The sequence below is a fragment of the Idiomarina sp. T82-3 genome (genome assembly GCF_001577655.1).
GTDB lineage: Bacteria > Pseudomonadota > Gammaproteobacteria > Enterobacterales > Alteromonadaceae > Idiomarina > Idiomarina baltica.
This window is the reverse complement of the sequence record NZ_LSBQ01000002.1, coordinates 25,218-43,026: the sequence shown is the minus strand read 5'-3', so window position 1 is coordinate 43,026 and position 17,809 is coordinate 25,218. Positions and strand designations below refer to the sequence as shown.

13 protein-coding genes are annotated in these 17,809 nt (G+C 47.3%); 7 read left to right on the top strand and 6 right to left on the bottom strand.

Going from position 1 to position 17,809, the window contains the following annotated elements:
* Positions 1–23: 23 nt before the first annotated feature.
* On the top strand, positions 24–2,024 hold the full coding sequence (locus AWU56_RS01390) for a methyl-accepting chemotaxis protein (RefSeq protein ID WP_272978644.1): 2,001 nt from the start codon (positions 24–26) through the stop codon (positions 2,022–2,024).
* Positions 2,025–2,088: 64 nt separating this feature from the next.
* Here AWU56_RS01390 and tyrS read toward each other — a convergent pair whose 3' ends face one another.
* Positions 2,089–3,291, bottom strand: a complete 1,203-nt coding sequence (gene tyrS / locus AWU56_RS01385) for a tyrosine--tRNA ligase (RefSeq protein WP_286681559.1) — start codon at positions 3,289–3,291, stop codon at positions 2,089–2,091.
* Between the two features lie 163 nt (positions 3,292–3,454).
* Between tyrS and AWU56_RS01380 the strand changes: the two genes are divergently transcribed.
* Entirely contained in the window at positions 3,455–4,771 is a 1,317-nt protein-coding gene (locus AWU56_RS01380; RefSeq protein ID WP_006954288.1) for a peptidoglycan DD-metalloendopeptidase family protein, read from the top strand.
* Positions 4,771–5,880 (top strand): anhydro-N-acetylmuramic acid kinase, encoded by a 1,110-nt coding sequence (locus tag AWU56_RS01375; protein WP_286681558.1) that lies wholly within the window; start codon positions 4,771–4,773, stop codon positions 5,878–5,880. Before AWU56_RS01380 ends, AWU56_RS01375 begins: the two co-directional genes overlap by 1 nt.
* Before the next feature lie 2 nt (positions 5,881–5,882).
* On the opposite strand, the gene pepQ is transcribed toward AWU56_RS01375, so the two are convergent.
* The 3 genes from pepQ to AWU56_RS01360 all read right to left on the bottom strand — a co-directional run bounded on the left by pepQ (position 5,883) and on the right by AWU56_RS01360 (position 8,423).
* Complete coding sequence (gene pepQ / locus AWU56_RS01370) at positions 5,883–7,199, bottom strand: Xaa-Pro dipeptidase (RefSeq protein WP_006954291.1); 1,317 nt, start codon at positions 7,197–7,199, stop codon at positions 5,883–5,885.
* A gap of 68 nt (positions 7,200–7,267) precedes the next feature.
* Entirely contained in the window at positions 7,268–7,612 is a 345-nt protein-coding gene (gene erpA, locus AWU56_RS01365; RefSeq protein WP_006954293.1) for an iron-sulfur cluster insertion protein ErpA, read from the bottom strand.
* A 58-nt stretch (positions 7,613–7,670) separates the two neighbouring features.
* Positions 7,671–8,423 carry a DUF6776 family protein gene (locus AWU56_RS01360; protein ID WP_272978637.1) on the bottom strand — a complete coding sequence of 251 codons (753 nt, stop codon included), beginning with the start codon at positions 8,421–8,423 and terminating at the stop codon, positions 7,671–7,673.
* Between the two features lie 90 nt (positions 8,424–8,513).
* Between AWU56_RS01360 and AWU56_RS01355 the strand changes: the two genes are divergently transcribed.
* The 4 genes from AWU56_RS01355 to hemL all read left to right on the top strand — a co-directional run bounded on the left by AWU56_RS01355 (position 8,514) and on the right by hemL (position 13,053).
* Positions 8,514–10,211 carry a chloride channel protein gene (locus AWU56_RS01355; protein ID WP_006954297.1) on the top strand — a complete coding sequence of 566 codons (1,698 nt, stop codon included), beginning with the start codon at positions 8,514–8,516 and terminating at the stop codon, positions 10,209–10,211.
* A gap of 17 nt (positions 10,212–10,228) precedes the next feature.
* Positions 10,229–10,660 carry a protoporphyrinogen oxidase HemJ gene (gene hemJ / locus AWU56_RS01350; RefSeq protein WP_286681557.1) on the top strand — a complete coding sequence of 144 codons (432 nt, stop codon included), beginning with the start codon at positions 10,229–10,231 and terminating at the stop codon, positions 10,658–10,660.
* 69 nt (positions 10,661–10,729) lie between these two features.
* The gene (locus AWU56_RS01345; RefSeq protein WP_286681556.1) at positions 10,730–11,737 is read left to right on the top strand and encodes an aspartate carbamoyltransferase; all 1,008 of its coding nucleotides are present in this window, start codon (positions 10,730–10,732) and stop codon (positions 11,735–11,737) included.
* A 29-nt stretch (positions 11,738–11,766) separates the two neighbouring features.
* Positions 11,767–13,053, top strand: coding sequence for a glutamate-1-semialdehyde 2,1-aminomutase (hemL, locus tag AWU56_RS01340; RefSeq protein ID WP_006954303.1), 1,287 nt, complete (start codon positions 11,767–11,769; stop codon positions 13,051–13,053).
* On the opposite strand, the gene mrcB is transcribed toward hemL, so the two are convergent.
* Positions 13,050–15,317: a penicillin-binding protein 1B gene (mrcB, locus tag AWU56_RS01335; protein WP_272978633.1), complete on the bottom strand. Its 2,268-nt coding sequence runs from the start codon at positions 15,315–15,317 to the stop codon at positions 13,050–13,052. The two genes, hemL and mrcB, sit on opposite strands and share 4 nt — an antisense overlap.
* Positions 15,307–17,805, bottom strand: a complete 2,499-nt coding sequence (gene hrpB / locus AWU56_RS01330) for an ATP-dependent helicase HrpB (RefSeq protein ID WP_286681555.1) — start codon at positions 17,803–17,805, stop codon at positions 15,307–15,309. The genes mrcB and hrpB overlap by 11 nt, the downstream gene beginning before the upstream one ends.
* Positions 17,806–17,809: the final 4 nt, after the last annotated feature.

The window sequence follows — 17,809 nt, the reverse complement described above, 5'->3', positions numbered from 1 at the left end:
GTAGCGATGCTGAGGACTATCTTATGAAAATGACTGTTGCAATGCGAGTTATTGGTGGCTTCGCACTGATTACTTTGCTTTTGCTTGTGATCAGTTTGAGCTCACTGTTTAACATTAACAGTATAGGCTCATCGGTTGAACGTTTAAATGATAAGGCAGTTCCTGCCCTAGAAAGCGTAGCGGGTCTTAAAGTCGACGTATTGCAGCTCGGCGCTCTGCAAAGTGAAACGTATTACGATGAGTCATTAGATCAGCTCCAAAGCCACACTCAAAGCTTCTCCAGCACAAGACAACAGTTTTCGAATTCGCTTGATCAAACCATGAACTTAATTCGAGGCGAAGGTTATTCGAAGCTCGTTGAGCGACTAGAAACCGATGCCAATAAGTATGTCGACTCGATAGACAATCTATTCGCACAGCAACGCAAATATTTAGAGCTAGAGCAAACGGCAAAAGCTCAGTTAGACGACATCGCATTTAATATTGATGACGCATCAATCATGATGCTTGATACCTCAGACATGTCAGGTGTGCCTGAGGTTAAACAGCTAGCACGCTCCATAGAATCATCTTTATCGTCGTTAGTAACACTGATGTACGATTTAAGTAAAGCAGATGCAATTGATCGCGCAGAAGTAATTCAGAGCGAGATCGGAATCAATATCGATTCACTGCGCCCACGTTTAGACAGCTTGGAGTCTGCGGTAACGAGTGATAACGAAAAATTGGTCAATGACGGACTTACTCTTATTCGCGGTGCTCTGAGCAATTTGCAAGGCGCGGGGTCTTACCCAGATAACATTGTCGCGCGTTTGAAAACACGTGATGTCGAACAACAAACGTTAGCTCAATCGAAACAAGAATTGGATGGGTTGATTGAGTTAGCAAATGAACTACAAGCTGCTGTGCGTAGCATCGCTGACGAAACACGCACTAATGTTGAGTCATCCATCTCGACCTCAAGCTGGATAAATAGCATTTTAACTATTGTATCTATTGCGCTTGCCGTCGTGATATCGTGGGTAACCGTCCGAAGCATCAGCAACCCGCTCGGCAAAGTAAACCACATGCTCAATATTATGGCCGAGGGAAATCTTACTGAGCGTGTTGCATATGATTCGCAAGATGAGTTTGGTACGCTCGCTGAGAATACCAATAAGCTAACCGACAACCTGCGTAAACTGATCGAAGGTATTGCGAATCGAGCAACACAGTTGGCAACGGCAGCGGAAGAGTCCTCAAGCGTCTCGGATCAAACCACACACGCGATTGAAGAACAACGCAGTCAAATCGAGCAAGTTGCAACAGCAACTCAAGAAATGAATAGCACGGCGAGTGAAATGGCAAGTGGCGCCGACCAAGCGTTAGCTGAAATCCAACATTCCGACCAAGAAGCTAAACGAGTACGCGGTATTTCAGAACAGAACCGCGCTACAATTGAACAGCTCGCGAAAGAAATAGAAGGTGCCTCTTCGGTCATCAATCAGCTTTCTGAAAACAGTAAAAATATCGGCGGTATTTTGGATGTGATCCGCGGTATTGCTGACCAAACCAACCTATTAGCGCTCAACGCGGCTATTGAAGCAGCGCGTGCGGGTGAGCAAGGACGCGGATTTGCAGTCGTTGCCGACGAGGTGCGCACGTTGGCGAGTCGAACTCAAGAGTCGACTGAAGAAATTCAAAGTATGATCGAATCTCTGCAAACCGACTCTCAACGTGCTGTCGAAGTGATGGAGCGCGGTCGGGCACAGGCGGAGCAAAGTGTACAGCAGACCGACGAGGCCGCTTCAGCACTCAATGCAATCACCGAGTCAGTGCATCAAGCGGCGGATAGCAGCACTCACATTGCCAGTGCAGCGCAAGAGCAAAGCCGTACGGCGCATGATATCAGTGAGCGTCTGGAAGCCATCGTATCCATTGCAGAACAAACCGCGTCGGGTTCGAAACAAACAGCGCAGGCATCCAATGAAGTTGCCAAGTTGGCAGATGAATTACAAGACTCAATTAAGAGCTTCACCGTTTAAATTAGGTGATTATCCAAAAAAGGCTTGCCCAGTGGGCAAGCCTTTTTTTTATCGCCATCGCGAATTAAACAAAGATAATTTTAGCAAATTTGCGCTTGCCGACTTGATATACGCCTGAATCTTCTTTTGTGCACATCAGTTTCGTGTCAGTGATTTTCTCACCATCCCGCTTGACGGCCGACTGTTTAATCATACGCATCGCATCAGACGTTGACGATACCAGCCCCGCCTCCTTCAAGGCGTTGCCAATGGCGATACCATCGTCTCCAACGGTGACCTCAACTTCTTTGATATCATCCGGTATCGCATTTTTCTGGAACCGCTGGATAAAGTCCTGCTCCGCCTTATCTGCTGCTTCTTCATCATGGAAGCGCGCAATGATTTCCTTAGCTAGAAGAACTTTGATATTACGCGGGTTTTCACCATTAGCGACTTGCTGTTTAAAGTCTTCGACTTGTTCCAACGGACGGAAGCTCAATAACTCAAAGTAACGCCACATCAGTTCATCTGATATCGACATGACCTTGCCGAACATCTCATTAGCGGGCTCAGTAATACCAATATAGTTATTCAATGACTTCGACATTTTCTGAACGCCGTCGAGCCCTTCGAGTAAAGGCATCATGATGACCGTTTGAGGGCGCTGTCCTTCTTCTTTCTGAAGCTCGCGTCCCATCAACAAGTTAAAACGCTGATCGGTACCCCCCATTTCAACATCGGCCTTAAGTTCGACAGAATCCCATCCTTGCACAAGAGGATACAAAAACTCATGGATCGCGATAGACTGATTGGCCTGATAGCGCTTCTTGAAATCATCTCGCTCTAACATACGGGCCACAGTCTGGCGCGCTGCTAGCTTGATCATGCCATCGGCGCCGAGATTATTCATCCACTCTGAATTAAAGCGAATTTCTGTTTTCGTCGGATCGAGAATTTTAAAAACTTGCTCTTTGTAAGTTTCCGCGTTTGCCAGAACATCCTCTCGCGTTAACGGTTTACGCGTAACGTTTTTGCCCGTCGGATCACCAATCATCCCGGTGAAGTCACCAATGAGGAAAACCACCTTATGGCCATAATCCTGAAATACACGCAGCTTATTAATTAAGACCGTGTGGCCTAAATGAAGATCCGGTGCGGTCGGATCAAAGCCTGCCTTGATAATCAGAGGTTTACCCTGCTCTAGCTTGTCAGCAAGTTCACTCTCGATAAGGACTTCATCGGCACCGCGTGTAATTTCTGCTATTGCTTCGGCCACCTGAGGGGTCATTGAGCCAATCTCCTACGTCGTGAATAAAGTGTAAAAGTGTTAGTTTACGCCATTTATAGCCCTGTTTTAACCTCTTTAATACTGGTATTCTTGAATTTTTCATATTATCCTCAAGAAAATCGCCTTGAGCGAAGTTTAAACAAATAACGAAGTGCGCAACCAAATGAATGTCCAAGCAGTACATAAAATCAAACAGTTTATCGTTGATTTACCTCGCTCCCATAGAGTGCTAATCAGCTCTGTGAGTGCGCTGTTATTCTTGTTGCTGTTCGTGCCAACCGAACAAGCAACTGCTTCTAAAAATAGCACAAAGCCAGAGCAGCTTTTGCCGGGTCAACGCTATCAGCTTGATCTCGTTTTTGAGCCCGAGCAACAAGTCGATAATCAACAGCCTGAACTTTTCTGGCAAACCTACGTGGTTAAAAGTGGCGATAGTTTAGCTAAGATATTTGATACGCTGGGCTTTTCCGCACAGCAACTTTATCGCGTAACGCATTCGGGTAGCGAGGCGAAAAAATTACGCAATATGCATCCCGGCGATGAGCTCCGCATTGCAACCGATAGCAACGACGAGCTCGTGCAATTGGTTCATCATATTAGCGGTTTGCAAACCTTAATTATCACACGCCAGAACGAAGACTTTGTATCTGAGATCGAAACGCGCGAAGTAGAGACGCGTACGGAGTTTGCTCATGCTGTCATCGATAGCAGCTTCTGGAGCGCTGCGATGAACGCGGGAATGACCGATAACCAGATCATGAGCGTCGCGAATATTTTTGGTTGGGATATCGACTTTGCACTCGATCTCCGTAAAGGAGATGAGTTCAGCGTATTATTCGAGCGCGAATTCGTCGACGGTGAGTTTGTTGGTTATGGCAAAATTCTAGCGGCCGAGTTTGTTAATCAGGGCGAAGTTTTTCAAGCTGTATTGAACGCGGAAAATGGTCGTTATTACACACCGGAAGGTCGTGCGATGCGCAAAACTTTCTTGCGTTCACCGGTCAACTTCACATACGTGAGCTCAAACTTTAATCCGCGTCGACTGCATCCCGTCACGGGTCGAGTACGTCCTCATAATGGGACCGACTATGTAGCGGCGGTTGGGACGCCGGTCATGTCCGCCGGTGACGGTCGCGTAATAAAGGCAAGCTATAACTCACTCAATGGTAACTATGTGTTTATTCAGCATGGTGAGCGTTACGTTACTAAGTATCTTCACTTGAGTCGTAAACATGTCAAAACGGGCGACCGCGTTTCACAGGGGCAGATTATAGGTCGAGTGGGTTCTACAGGTCGTGTGACGGGTGCTCATTTACATTATGAATTCTTAGTTAATGGCGTACACCGTAATCCACGTACCGTGGAGTTGCCAAAAGCTAAATCGCTTTCAGAGTCGGAGCTGCCAGCATTTAGAGCACACGCCCAACAACTCGTTGCGGTACTCAACGACAACAAGCGAATCTATCTGGCAATGCGCTGATGAGCTTGTATATTGGTTTGATGTCCGGCACCAGCATGGACGCTGTTGATGCAGTGCTATGTGACATCAAACCCGATAGAGTTCAATTTATTGATGCACACGCAGTTTCCATTCCAAACGAGCTAAAGCAACGGCTCGAAAACGCCTGTCGTCCTGATCTATCCGTTACCGATTATCAATACCTTGCTCGCGAATACGCAGCGTTATGTGCTGACGCTACGTTGCAACTGATCGAGAAGGCTAAAGTCGAAAAGCAAGCAATTTCAGCCGTTGCCAGCCATGGTCAAACGCTTTGGCATGCTCCTCCAAAGCACAGCGGACAGGTCGGCTATAGCATTCAGCTCAATGATGCCGATTGGTTATCAGTTCAAGTAGGCCTACCGGTTATTTTTGATTTTCGTGCCCGTGATCTCGCACTTGGTGGTCAAGGTGCACCGTTAGTACCGGCTTTTCATCAGTTTATTTTTACAAACACTCATCGAGCCCCTATTGCAATACTGAACCTTGGTGGTATTGCTAATATCAGCTATTTAGATACTCAAAAGGGCATCGCGCTTGGTTTTGATACAGGCCCAGCCAACACCCTGCTCGATCAGTGGATCGAACGTCACCAAGGGAAACGGTTTGATCAGCAAGGTCGATGGGCGCAACAAGGCACATTACAGGTCAAGCTGTTAGAAGCTCTACTCAATGATCCATTCTTTCAAAACTCTCCACCTAAGAGCAGTGGTCGGGAGCATTTCAATTTAGCTTGGTTGGAGCGCTTTATAGATGAGCCATATCGCCCACAAGATGTGCAACGCACGTTACTAGAATTAACCGCTAAAAGTGCTGTGGATAGCTTTCAATGGTTACCCGAGAGTCCTACTCAGCTCATTGTATGCGGTGGCGGTGCGTTTAATTCGTTTTTACTGGAGCGCATCGCTCAGTGCCTACCCGACAAGGTGACATTGGCAGACAGTGCCCAATACGGTGTCGCGCCTCAACACGTTGAGGCAATGGCATTTGCTTGGCTAGGATGGTGTTTTGACAATAACAAACCAGCCAACCTGCCCGCAGTGACGGGGGCCAGTCGGCTGGCTACTTTAGGTAAACGCGTTAACGCATAGTATTACTCAGCGCCGAGCTCTTTAAACGCATCACGCGTTAAATTTTCATTCTCGGTTTCGCCCACCACAATACTATCCTCAATACGCACGCCGCCGTATGGACGAAGTTCATCCACGCGTTGCCAATTGATATCTGAGCTACCTTCGAACTCCTCAAGCAACTGGTCAACAACGTATAAGCCTGGCTCAATCGTGAACACTTGCCCTACTTCCACATCGCGTAACAAGCGTAAGAATGGGTGGCGTTCATTACGTGGGTAACTATCACCTTTATCATTCTTTAAGAAGCCCCCTACATCGTGTACTTGTAGTCCAATGAAGTGACCTAAACCATGCGGCATAAAGGCACTGGTGATACCTTTTTCATACGCTGACGCCGCGTCAATCGTGATAAAGTCGAACTGCTCTAAGATAGCCGCAATTTTATGGTGCATCGACACGTGCAAGTCGTAATAGCTCACCCCCGGCTTGATTTCAGTCAGGAGCTCTTGTTGTGCAGCATCGACGGCGCTAATCAAATCGGCGTAAAAACCTTCTTCTTTCGCGTAAGTGCGTGTGATATCAGCGCAATAGCCCTTATATAATGAACCCGCGTCAATCAGAAACGACCGGCTCACAGCAGGTGCTTCAGTGTCGTACACATCATAGTGCAGAATCGCGGGGTGTTCATTTAACGCGACGATACTATTGTAAGGAACCTGAGACTCGCGGAAGTTCATCGCCGCTAAGTAGTCCGCATGAATTTCGAGCTCACTTTTGCCTGCATAGAAGGCTTCTTTAGCTGCGACATGCGCTTTTGCTGCAAGCTTATTGGCTTCGCGTAAGTTATTTACTTCCCATTCAGTTTTAACCGCTCGATGAAAGTGCAAATGGTCAATCAAGCCCTGTGGGTTACGCGCTTTCACGTTCCAGCTACAGACCGGTTCGGCAAAGTCTTCGCCGATAAATGCTGAGTTTTCAAGCTCACTCCCCAGATCGGCAACCATCGCATCTAAACTATCGATGATTTTTAAATCAACGTGTTGCTGCCAATCTTCTTCTGGGATTTTCGCTTGCGAGTGCCAAAAGTCGCGTGCTTGAAACAAATAAACAATTGGCTTACCGGCACCCTTTTTGTAGAACACAGCACTTTTGGGGCTTTCAAGTACAGGTACCCAATATTTAAACAGAGGGTTTACTTTATATGGTGCGGGGTTGTCATCTAGAAACGCAACGCGCGGTTGACCTGCGTAGACCAACACAGACTCAAACTGATTGTCCTCTAGCGCCTTGTCAAAACGCTGCGTAACCGTTTCTAAATGCTTTGCGTATAAACTCATAATACTCCCTCAAATCGGAATGGATAGGAGTATTCTACCTAAACGCTGAAATGAATTCAGCCTATTGGCTAAATTGAGAAGCTCGAACCGCATCCACAGGTCGTTGTCGCATTTGGATTGTTCACAAAAAAACGCGAACCTTGTAGACCTTCTTCGTAATCGACAACGCCACCCACTAAGTATTGTAAACTCATAGGGTCAACAACGAGCGTAACGCCATCCTTATCGATCTGCATATCACCCGCGTTTATCTGCTCTTCGAAGGTAAAGCCATATTGAAATCCCGAGCAACCGCCCCCCGTGACATACACACGAAGTTTTAGGTTTGGATTCTCTTCTTCGGAAATTAACTTTTTAACTTGGGCCGCCGCATGTTCTGAGAACTCGATCGGCATTGCTTGCTCTACTGCCATAACATCACCTTGGTGAGCGTATTCAATACGCAATTTTCGCTTATATCGGGCGTTAAGGTCAAGATTGCTGGTTACTTTCTAACTCAAGCGAGCGATTCTTGCGTATACTTTGTGTCCAGTAAAACCGACGTTCCAATTGTCCTTGTCCACCCTCAGTGAGCGTCACCCTAACATCGACGTGCTCAGGAAGTACGCCTTCCGGTAAAATAAAGTCACCTTCGAGCAAACTAAAATAGCGCATTGAAAATGCGTGAGGTCGTGGCTCAATATTCGCTAGCTCAAGTAAGTTATAGCGTTTCACCGTTTTTTCACCGGTTCGTGCCTGCAATTCGATGGTGATATTACCTTCGACAAATTGTCGCCGCTGCTCAATCTGTAAGAGAGCGAGAGAGAAATGGAAGTGTCGCTTATTGGCATTTGGTGTTAACGCAAATGACTCAATCACCACCCCACCTTGCTCGAGCTCAGGCGCCATAATCTTCTGATAAAAAGCGACATCTCGTCGTAGCGCATAGTTGTCATTTTGCAGCTCTGTCAGCTCTGCCTGCAGCTCCTCATTTGCTGAGCGCTCAATATCAAGTTCAACACTCAACACATTGGTTTGATATTCTAAACCTTCAATTTGTTGGTAAAGTTGATCAAGACGTTCGCTTTGTTGCGCTACGGTTTTTTCGTCAACGTCAGCCAGCCGCCCACCTAACCAGTAAGAAAAGTAAATACTTACACACAGCAGTGACATGATGCCGAGATAGAAAGCCAGCGGACCTATACGCTGTTTGAGTTTTTTAGGCAGATTTGTAAACTTCATCATTTGTTAACGTCTGTTTATTCTCGGTATTCATGGTATGTTAGTGCGTATTAATGACCCACTCACCTGCAAGCTGCGTGTAGGACAAAAAACATGCAATTTTCCCGGCAAGCGATAATTAAACGAGCGCGTAAACAACTCGCCGCCCCGACAACAACGGTTGCTATCTGTTTATTAGGACTACTCGGTGGCATTGTCGCGGCTCTTTTTATTGTCGTTTTCCGGTTTGCTATTGACCAAAGTGCCTATCTTGTCGGTAATGTGACTCACTGGCAACAGCCTTTACCGACTTTTTCTCGGTTTGCTCTACCTGTTGGTGCCGCGCTGGCTTTGTTCGTTTTATTTAAGCTGTCCAGAGCTAAGCGCGTTCGTCTCGGTATCCCTTACGTAATCCATCGTATGAAACAGCAATATGGCATGCTTCCCTGGCGTAGTACGGTGAATCAATTTTTTGGTGGTATTATTGCATTGGCGGCAGGGTTTAGTGTCGGAAGAGAGGGACCGGCTGTGCATTTAGGCGCGGCAGCCAGCACTTGGTTAGGTTATCACATTGATACACCTAAAAACGCAGTACGTACACTTGCTGCATGCGGAATCGCAGCGGCAATAGCAGCATCTTTCAATACACCATTGGCGGCAATGGTGTTGGTGATGGAAGTCGTGCTGCGCGAATATAAAGTCCATATCTTTATTCCCGTCATGCTAGCAGCCGTTGCAGGGTCTATTATCACTGACCAAATTTTTGGTCCCGCCACCGAGTTAACGTTGTTGAAAGGGCAAGAATTGCCAGAGTCTCAGTTTGGCTTTGTCATACTGCTTGGTATATCGGTTGGTATTATCGGCGTGCTGTTTAAAAAGCTCATGCTAGACGTCATGAACACGGTAAAAGACACCGCAATGCTTACGCGGTTGCTATTCGCAGGACTCATTACCGCTTTTCTCGCTGTCATAATCCCAACCAGTCTTGGCCCGGGTCTATCGACGATTCAACAAGTCGTTCAGTTCCAAGATCAACAAGCCGTACTCTTAACATTACTACTTGCTAAGCTCGTCGCGAGCGCTATTGCCTTGGGCATGGGAACACCCGGTGGCTTAATCGGCGCCGCCTTTGGCGTGGGTGCAGCGGTCGCCGCGTTATTCGTCAATATCCTCGTGCAATATCAGTTAATTGGCGCGGAGCACTTAGACTCCTATATATTATTAGGCATGGCTGGAATACTGGCTGCGTGTATTCACGCGCCTATGGCCGCTCTACTCGCCATTGTAGAGCTCTCAGGCAGTGTCGAAATCATTGTACCCGCAATGCTGGTTATCGTTCCTGCCTATTTGATTTCGTCCCAACTGTTTAGGTCAAAGTCTGTCTTTATCGCACAGCTAGAATTACAAGACCTGCCCTATCAAATTCCTCCTGTCGCCGTCGCGTTGCAAAAAACAGGAGTTGAACATGTCATGGAGACACAATTTAAATTGTTGCTGGAGCCGACCCAAAACGAGCTCTTAGATGTATTAGAAAAAGCGAGTAACCAAACCGTTATTGTCATGAATGTCGACGACAACAACCTTCCGCAGTATCGAATTGTTACTTACGATATAGGCGCTGGCGACAGTCCTTCACTTAATTATATGCCCATTAAGGGCCTCAAGGTCACTTCGACCTTGTCTGAAGTGTGGGATGAACTGAGTGGTCAGCGTCGAGGCGCTGTCTACATTTTTGATCAAGACAATGGCGAACCCTGCGGTATTGTGACCTGGGAAATCGTACGTCGCGCACTACAACGAGAACTTGCCTAAGAGGAGCTGTACCCACGATGTCCACTTTGCTTTGGATTAAAGCCTTGCATGTCATATTTATGGTGGCATGGTTTGCCGGGATATTTTATCTACCCCGTTTGTTTGTCTATCACGCCATGTCCAATCAACCAGCCGTTGATGAACAATTTAAAATAATGGAACGAAAATTACTCTATTTTGTAACACCGTTTGCCGTTCTAACCTTAATTTTTGGTGTAACTTTAATGGCTATGTACGGTAGTGCTTGGATTGCAGCTTCTGGCTGGCTGCACGTAAAGCTGGTTCTGGTTGCTTTACTGTATAGCTATCACGGGTACTGCTTTAAATTACTAAGTGACTTTAAAAACAACCGTAATAAGCGCAGCCATCGTTTTTATCGCGTTTTTAACGAATTCCCCGTGTTATTGTTATTTGCCATTGTCATTTTAGCGATAGTGAAGCCGTTCTGATTTTTTTGCAGACAATATCTGATATACTGAGCGTCCAGTGACATCCGCTGGCAAAGGGCTTTATACGTTATGAATTTCACCGGCTCCAACATCCTCTCGGTCAACCAATTTGATCGCGACAGTGTCGAATACATTTTTTCCGTTGCGGATAAAATGCAACCCTACGCGCGACGTCAAAAGCGCACAAAAGTGCTCGAAGGCGCCATTCTCGGGAACTTGTTTTTTGAGCCCTCCACCCGCACACGGGTCAGCTTTGGCACTGCTTTCAACCTACTCGGTGGTGAGGTGCGCGAAACAACCGGTATGGAAAGTTCTGCGATTGCTAAAGGTGAATCACTTTATGACACGGCTCGTGTGTTGAGTAGCTATAGCGATGTTATCGCAATGCGACACCCGAAATCGGGTTCAGTCGCTGAGTTTTCTGAAGGTAGCCGCGTTCCAGTGATTAATGGAGGCGATGGTGCCAATGAGCACCCAACACAAGCCTTACTCGATTTGTATACCATTGAAAAAGAGCTTGCCTACCACGGTCAGACTATTGATAACATGCATATTTGCATGATCGGCGACCTCAAGTATGGACGCACTGTACACTCGTTGTCGAAGTTGCTGACCATGTATAAAAATGTTCGCTTTACTTTAATTTCGCCGCGCGAACTATCAATGCCGAGCTCAGTGCTCGATGCACTCGATAACGCGGGTCATGCCTTCCATATTACAGAAACGATGGAGGGTATCGTCGATGCGGATATCGTCTACCAAACGCGTATCCAGCAAGAACGTTTTGCATCTCCTCAAGATGCTGACCAATACCGCGGACGTTTTCGGTTAAACCAAGATATCTACACCAAGCATTACAAACCTAATACCGTCATCATGCACCCGTTACCGCGTGATTCGCGCTCAGAAGCAAACGAATTAGATAACGATCTGAACCAAAATCCGAATTTAGCGATATTCAGACAAGCCGATAATGGCGTCTTAATTCGGATGGCACTGTTCGCGCTCACCTTGGGTGTTGTCGATCAGGTCGACCAATATGAGTGCCCGGTAAACTGGTACAGCGATAAGCGTTAAATCTGTCAAACAAGTTTAAGGAACTGTTCATGAGTCGTTCAGAACAATTATTTACGCAAGCACAAATTAGTATTCCAGGCGGCGTAAATTCGCCGGTACGTGCATTTAACGGTGTGGGCGGCAGCCCTATTTTTATTGAGCGCGCCGATGGTGCATACATGTTTGATGCCGATGGTCAGCGCTACATTGATTACGTGGGTTCTTGGGGTCCGATGATCCTAGGTCATAATAATCAAGTCGTTTTAGACGCCACCATCACAGCAGCGCAGCGGGGTTTAAGCTTTGGTACACCGACCGAAGTCGAAATCACCATGGCAGAGAAGATCCGTGAGTTGGTACCGTCTATTGAAAAAGTACGCATGGTGAACTCTGGCACCGAGGCGACCATGACAGCGATTCGTTTAGCGCGTGGCTATACCGGTCGCGATAAGATCCTTAAGTTTGAGGGTAACTATCACGGTCACGCCGACGCACTCTTGGTTAAGGCTGGCTCCGGTGCTCTGACCCTTGGCGTACCCAATTCACCGGGTATCCCAGAAGATTTTGCAAAGCACACGCTGACAGTTGAGTACAACAATATTGACTCTGTTAAAGATATTTTTGCTCAGTATGGCGACCAAATCGCCTGTATTATTGTTGAACCCGTTGCTGGCAATATGAACTGTATCCCTCCCGTACCTGGCTTCCTAGAAGGCTTACGCACGATTTGTGACGACTACAGTTCAGTACTTATTTTTGATGAAGTCATGAGTGGCTTCCGTGCGGCCCCAGGTGGCGCACAAGAGCGTTACAACGTAACTCCCGATCTAACCACCTTGGGTAAAGTCATTGGTGGCGGTATGCCTGTGGGTGCCTTCGGAGGTAAAAAGGAAGTCATGGACCATATCGCGCCAACGGGTCCGGTCTACCAAGCAGGTACCTTATCCGGCAACCCAGTAGCCATGTCGGCAGGACTTGCCGCACTGTCACAATTAAGTCAGGAAGGACTTTACGAGCAGTTATACGCGCGTGTCGATCAATTACTCGACGGCATGCAACAACTCGCGGACGAGGCGGGTATCCCGTTTACCACTAATCGCGCCGGTTCGATGTTTGGTTTCTTCTTCACTAAAGAGAAACAAGTGACTTCATATAAACAAGCTACCGAGTGCAATATGGAGCACTTTAAAGCGTTTTATCACAGCATGCTCAAGCAAGGTGTCTATTTAGCACCTTCTGCCTTCGAAGGTGGATTTATGTCTGCTGCTCACTCCGAACAAGACATTGAAGACACTTTGGCGGCTGCTAAGATCGCGTTTAGCGAACTCTCAGCTTAACCACCAAATAGACGCTCAAGCCAGCTTTTCTCTTCCACTTGGGCGTCACAATTCATATTTTCAGCAAGCGGTTTAGGTATAGCAGGTAAAACAATCGCTTGCTGACAATTATCCGGAATCCTCGTGCCTTGTTTTTGGTGAAAGCTCTGGAACGTCAATCCTTCGACAGGAACGAGCGATAGCGGCTCTGGCTTAACTTGCTGATAAAAGCGTGACACCATTGGTAAGGCGCCCGAACTGCCGCTTAACCAAGTGGTTTTGTTATCATCTGTACCGAGCCAAGCAGTCACCACATAGCGTCCATCGATAGACACAAACCAGCTGTCTTTGTAGTCATTTGTAGTCCCTGTTTTGCCAGCCATCGGTGTCCCCGGAAACGCCTCGCCTAACGCATGTGCCGTCCCTTTACTGACTACCCCTGCCATCGCATAGCGAGTTAAGTACGCGACTTTAGAACTTAATACACGCTTTTTAACCTCTTTTGCATTCTCGTACACCGGTAGCCCGTCGTGCGTAGTAATCGCATTGATCGCTTTCAATGGTTGAAATACACCATCATTTGCAATGCTAGAAAATACCCGAGAAACCGCTAGGGGTGACATTTCGACAGCCCCCAGTGTAAGGGATGGATAGTCACGAATCGGTGTTACTACACCCATTTTTCTTAATTGGGTAATCAACCTCTCAACACCTACTTGCAAACCAATACGGACTGCTGGCAGATTGCGCGAATAAACGAGCGCGTCATAAATTGTCATGTCTCCCCAAAACTCGTCATCGTAGTTTTGGGGCTTCCACGGCTTACCACGCTCATCCGTTAACGTAACAGCCTCATCAACAACGTGACTATTTAGACCCATTGTCTCGGACTCGCTCATTGCGGTGGCATAAATAATGGGTTTAATGAGTGAGCCTATCGGTCTCAACGCCTTAATCGCACGGTTAAAGCCAACTTGATTCGCATTGCGACCACCGACCAAGGCGACAATATTTCCATGTTGGTAATCACTGACGACGAAAGCACCTTCTAAGTCTTTAATCTCCCGACCAGGAATACCATCAGCCATGACGCGTTCAGCCCGATGCTGTGCTTCGATATCCAGCGCTGTGAAGATTTTGAGACCATTTTCTTGCCAATTGGGTGGTAGCTTGATGCGACTAAGCTCATCTTTTACACGCTCAAGATAGTGAGGAAAGCTATCCTCTACTAGCCGACGCGAAGCACGCACTTTGATGTCAGTCTCGATCGCTGCGATAAAATCGGTTTTACTCAATAAATCGTTTTCATACATTAGCCTTAACACGAGATCTCGGCGCTGACGTACGCGTTCAGGATAACGTCTCGGATCATAGTAAGACGGCCCTTTAACCATCGCAATCAGCATTGCCACCTGATCAGCGGTTAGTTCCTGCACCTGACGCCCAAAGTAATACTGACTTGCAAGCCCTACCCCATGAATTGCATGGCGTCCGTCTTGACCAAAATAAACTTCATTAAAGTAAGTTTCGAGGATCGTGTTTTTGTCGAACCGATAATCGATGACTAAAGACATCATCGCTTCGTGGAACTTACGCCACAATGTTTGTTCGCGTGTCAGATAGAGGTTCTTAACAAGCTGTTGAGTCAGCGTGCTACCACCTTGCACGGTTCGACCCGCGCGGATATTTGCAGCGAGTGCACGCAGCACTGAGAGAGGTGAAACGCCAGAGTGATGGTAGAAATTTTTGTCTTCAACCAATAATAGTGTCTCAGTCATCAAGCTCGGGATCATCTCTAATCCCACTAACAAGCGATCTTCATTGCTCAGCGAGTTAATGCGACCAATGAGCTGAGGCTCCAGTTGAATGTTCTGTAGCTGACGTCCGTCTGGCCAACTCACAATGGTTGCAATTTTTCCACGATGAAAGTTTAGCTCAACGCGTTGCGACATCTTGGGCCCGTCAGCAAAGTCAAACGGCCTTCGATGCACCATGAGTCTATCGCCAGCAACCGAAAAGTATCCTGTTGCTTCGGTTGAACTACTGCGCTGATAACTTAAACGCTCAAGTACATCTATCACTTGCGCCTGACTTATCGAGTCACCCACACGAAGTGTTTTTTCCGCCGCATAGACCAGTGCAGGCGCCTGATAGCGTTGATTGGCAAAAACTCGCGTGAGGGTGGCGTCCAAATAGATTAGATAGAAAGCCGAAATGACGACCACAATCAGGCCGAGTTTTAGGCCTGTTTTAATAATGTAGTTTAACCAGGGTTTACTTGTCATTCAGTTGTCGCTTCGTTTTTACTGTAGCAATTGCGTGTGTCGGATCATCGGGCCATGGATGCTTGGGATACCGTCCGCGCATCTCCTTTTTAACTTCCTGATAGCCCGAGCGCCAAAAAGAAGCCAAATCATGCGTTCGTTGCAATAACCGACCTGCCGGTGAGAGCAAATCTATTGCAATGGCGACTTGTCCGTTTAGCACGGTAGGTGATGCGACTTCACCAAAAGCTTCTTGCAACTTTATTGCAACCTTTGGTGAGCGTTCAGACTCTGTGCTACTCGGATAATCAATGATGACGCGTCGACCACTGGGCGCCAACCAATGCGTCGGGCACCACTTATTCAACAGTTGCTGCCCCTCGTAAGTCAGCGTATTGAGTAACGCCTCATTCGGTTGCCATCCCTTCAACTGTCTTAAGCCCGTCATACCATGCCAATAAGGCAATGCCCAATCGGCTAAGTGCTCAAGTAAGTCCGTTTCATACGGGGCGATATTAAACAGTTCAGGTCGTGCGCGATATAGAAATTGTAACCTGGCTAATAACCCTGCGGTACCGCTGTTCCAGCCGATGGCGTTAAGGCCCTCAGCCCGCAACCAATGAGTCAAAGCATCATTTAGTGCGTCTCTTGTTAATGCGGCGGGCTCCTGATGCCTATCTAAGACAAGTGCGCCACACATCTGCTCACTGGTTTTTATGAGCCGCTCGCCGTCTTTAGTCCAATTGTAAACCTCTCGTTCGACCAAACCTACTGCGGGATGACTCAGCAGCCTGTGTTTGTCGATCGATAAATATCCGATCAGCCGGTTATGACGTTGCTTTTCGCTCAAGCTCAGTTGCGTAGCGATAAAGTAGGATGAGTTGTTTCGGTTACCAAATGAGTTCTGCAAATCGTAAATACGCGCCCCACTTGCAAGTTGTGCCTCATCAGTCCTATCCTGATAAGCAATGCGGTCAGCAAAGCCAAATAATACGGCCTCTTCGATATCTTCAAACTGTGTAGCGCCTTGCCGTTCGATTGAAAATACCTGACACCAATACGCAAACCGCTTCCACCATATCGAACCGCGTGTTGCGTTACGAAAATGTTGCTGAGCGGAAATCACGCTATCACTATTTGTGAAGCGTTTATCGGGCTGCTCATAAGTCGCTAGCCACTGCGCTAGTGCGCGCTGCTTTCCTTCAGGAAGTTTACCCCGGGCGTGTAATGCTATACACGACAGTCTAACATCGGTTCCAAAGCCAGCGACTTCTTGCCCCGCAAGCGTTAGTCGTTGCTCTTTTAACAACCCCATATCAGTCAGCGTGTCTTTAGCGGCTTCGACTAACGCGCTATCCGGTGGAGTAAACCAGTTAAGCTCCTCTACTTCTGTTCCCCACGCTTTGACTTGAACGATCAAATCCGTTAGCTCTTGAGTGGCTACATCGGGTGGACTATACGCGGCTAAGCGCTGTTGAGTATCTTCACTCCATAATCGGTAGGCTCTACCAGGCTGCTGTCTCGCTGCACGACCTGCCCGTTGCTCACTATTGGATTTAGCGATCATTGCCGTTGTGAGACGACTGTCTCGATATTGAGGCAAATATACGGATTGTCGTTCTCGCCCCGTATCAACTACCGTATCAATACCTTCAATGGTGAGTGAGGTCTCAGCGATATTAGTAGCCAAAACCACCCGTTTACTAGCGCCCGCACGAATCACCTGCTGTTGCACATCGGCGGTTAGGCTACCATGCAAAATAGACACATCCTCACCTATTAACGTCTCCTGTAGACGTTGCTCAACATACTTGATCTCGCGCATCCCAGGCAAGAATACTAACACTCCTTTACGTGCGTGTTGAAAAGCTTCCACAATAACCGGTACGCTCTCTTCTAACCATCGTTCTAGGCGAGAGGGGGCTCGATAATGAACATCAAGATCAAACCGTTTCACGTCTACTGAGAGCAACTCAAAGCGTTGTTCTGTCGCGTTCGTGAGCCAGGTCGTTAACGCTTCCCCCGGTAAGGTAGCCGACATGATTATCAAATTTAGCTCGGGCCGTAATGGCAGCAAGTCTAGCACCAAGCCAAGGCTCAAGTCGCTGTGTATGTTACGTTCGTGAAATTCGTCAAAAATGACAGTGGTAATCTCATGTAACTCGGGATCTTGTTGCAACCAGCGAGTGAATATACCCTCTGTAATAACCATTAGCCGTGTATCTTGGCTGCGTTTTGAATCGCCGCGAATACTGTAGCCGATGGTTTTACCGACAGGTTCATTGAGTTGTTCTGCTAGAAAATTCGCTATTGATAAGGCAGCGACTCGCCGTGGTTGTAATAAAACAATGAGCCCTTCATTGTCACCGTGAAGAGCACTTGAAGCCAGTAAATGTAAGGGTAAAGCGGTCGATTTACCTGCCCCGGGAGGGGCTTCTATAACAACTCGAGCGCCTGGGCAGCGCTCGAGTAAAGATAGCTTAATCGCATCAATCGGTAGGTTTAACACGTCA

Bases quoted from the DNA above. Each gene is read 5' to 3' on its own strand.
- hemJ (WP_286681557.1), top strand. From the start codon at position 10,229: ATGTCCACTTTGCTTTGGATTAAAGCCTTGCATGTCATATTTATGGTG.
- AWU56_RS01360 (WP_272978637.1), bottom strand. From the start codon at position 8,423: ATGATGAAGTTTACAAATCTGCCTAAAAAACTCAAACAGCGTATAGGT.
- AWU56_RS01390 (WP_272978644.1), top strand. From the start codon at position 24: ATGAAAATGACTGTTGCAATGCGAGTTATTGGTGGCTTCGCACTGATT.
- tyrS (WP_286681559.1), bottom strand. From the start codon at position 3,291: ATGACCCCTCAGGTGGCCGAAGCAATAGCAGAAATTACACGCGGTGCC.
- erpA (WP_006954293.1), bottom strand. From the start codon at position 7,612: ATGGCAGTAGAGCAAGCAATGCCGATCGAGTTCTCAGAACATGCGGCG.
- AWU56_RS01375 (WP_286681558.1), top strand. From the start codon at position 4,771: ATGAGCTTGTATATTGGTTTGATGTCCGGCACCAGCATGGACGCTGTT.
- AWU56_RS01345 (WP_286681556.1), top strand. From the start codon at position 10,730: ATGAATTTCACCGGCTCCAACATCCTCTCGGTCAACCAATTTGATCGC.
- AWU56_RS01355 (WP_006954297.1), top strand. From the start codon at position 8,514: ATGCAATTTTCCCGGCAAGCGATAATTAAACGAGCGCGTAAACAACTC.
- hemL (WP_006954303.1), top strand. From the start codon at position 11,767: ATGAGTCGTTCAGAACAATTATTTACGCAAGCACAAATTAGTATTCCA.
- mrcB (WP_272978633.1), bottom strand. From the start codon at position 15,317: ATGACAAGTAAACCCTGGTTAAACTACATTATTAAAACAGGCCTAAAA.
- pepQ (WP_006954291.1), bottom strand. From the start codon at position 7,199: ATGAGTTTATACGCAAAGCATTTAGAAACGGTTACGCAGCGTTTTGAC.
- AWU56_RS01380 (WP_006954288.1), top strand. From the start codon at position 3,455: ATGAATGTCCAAGCAGTACATAAAATCAAACAGTTTATCGTTGATTTA.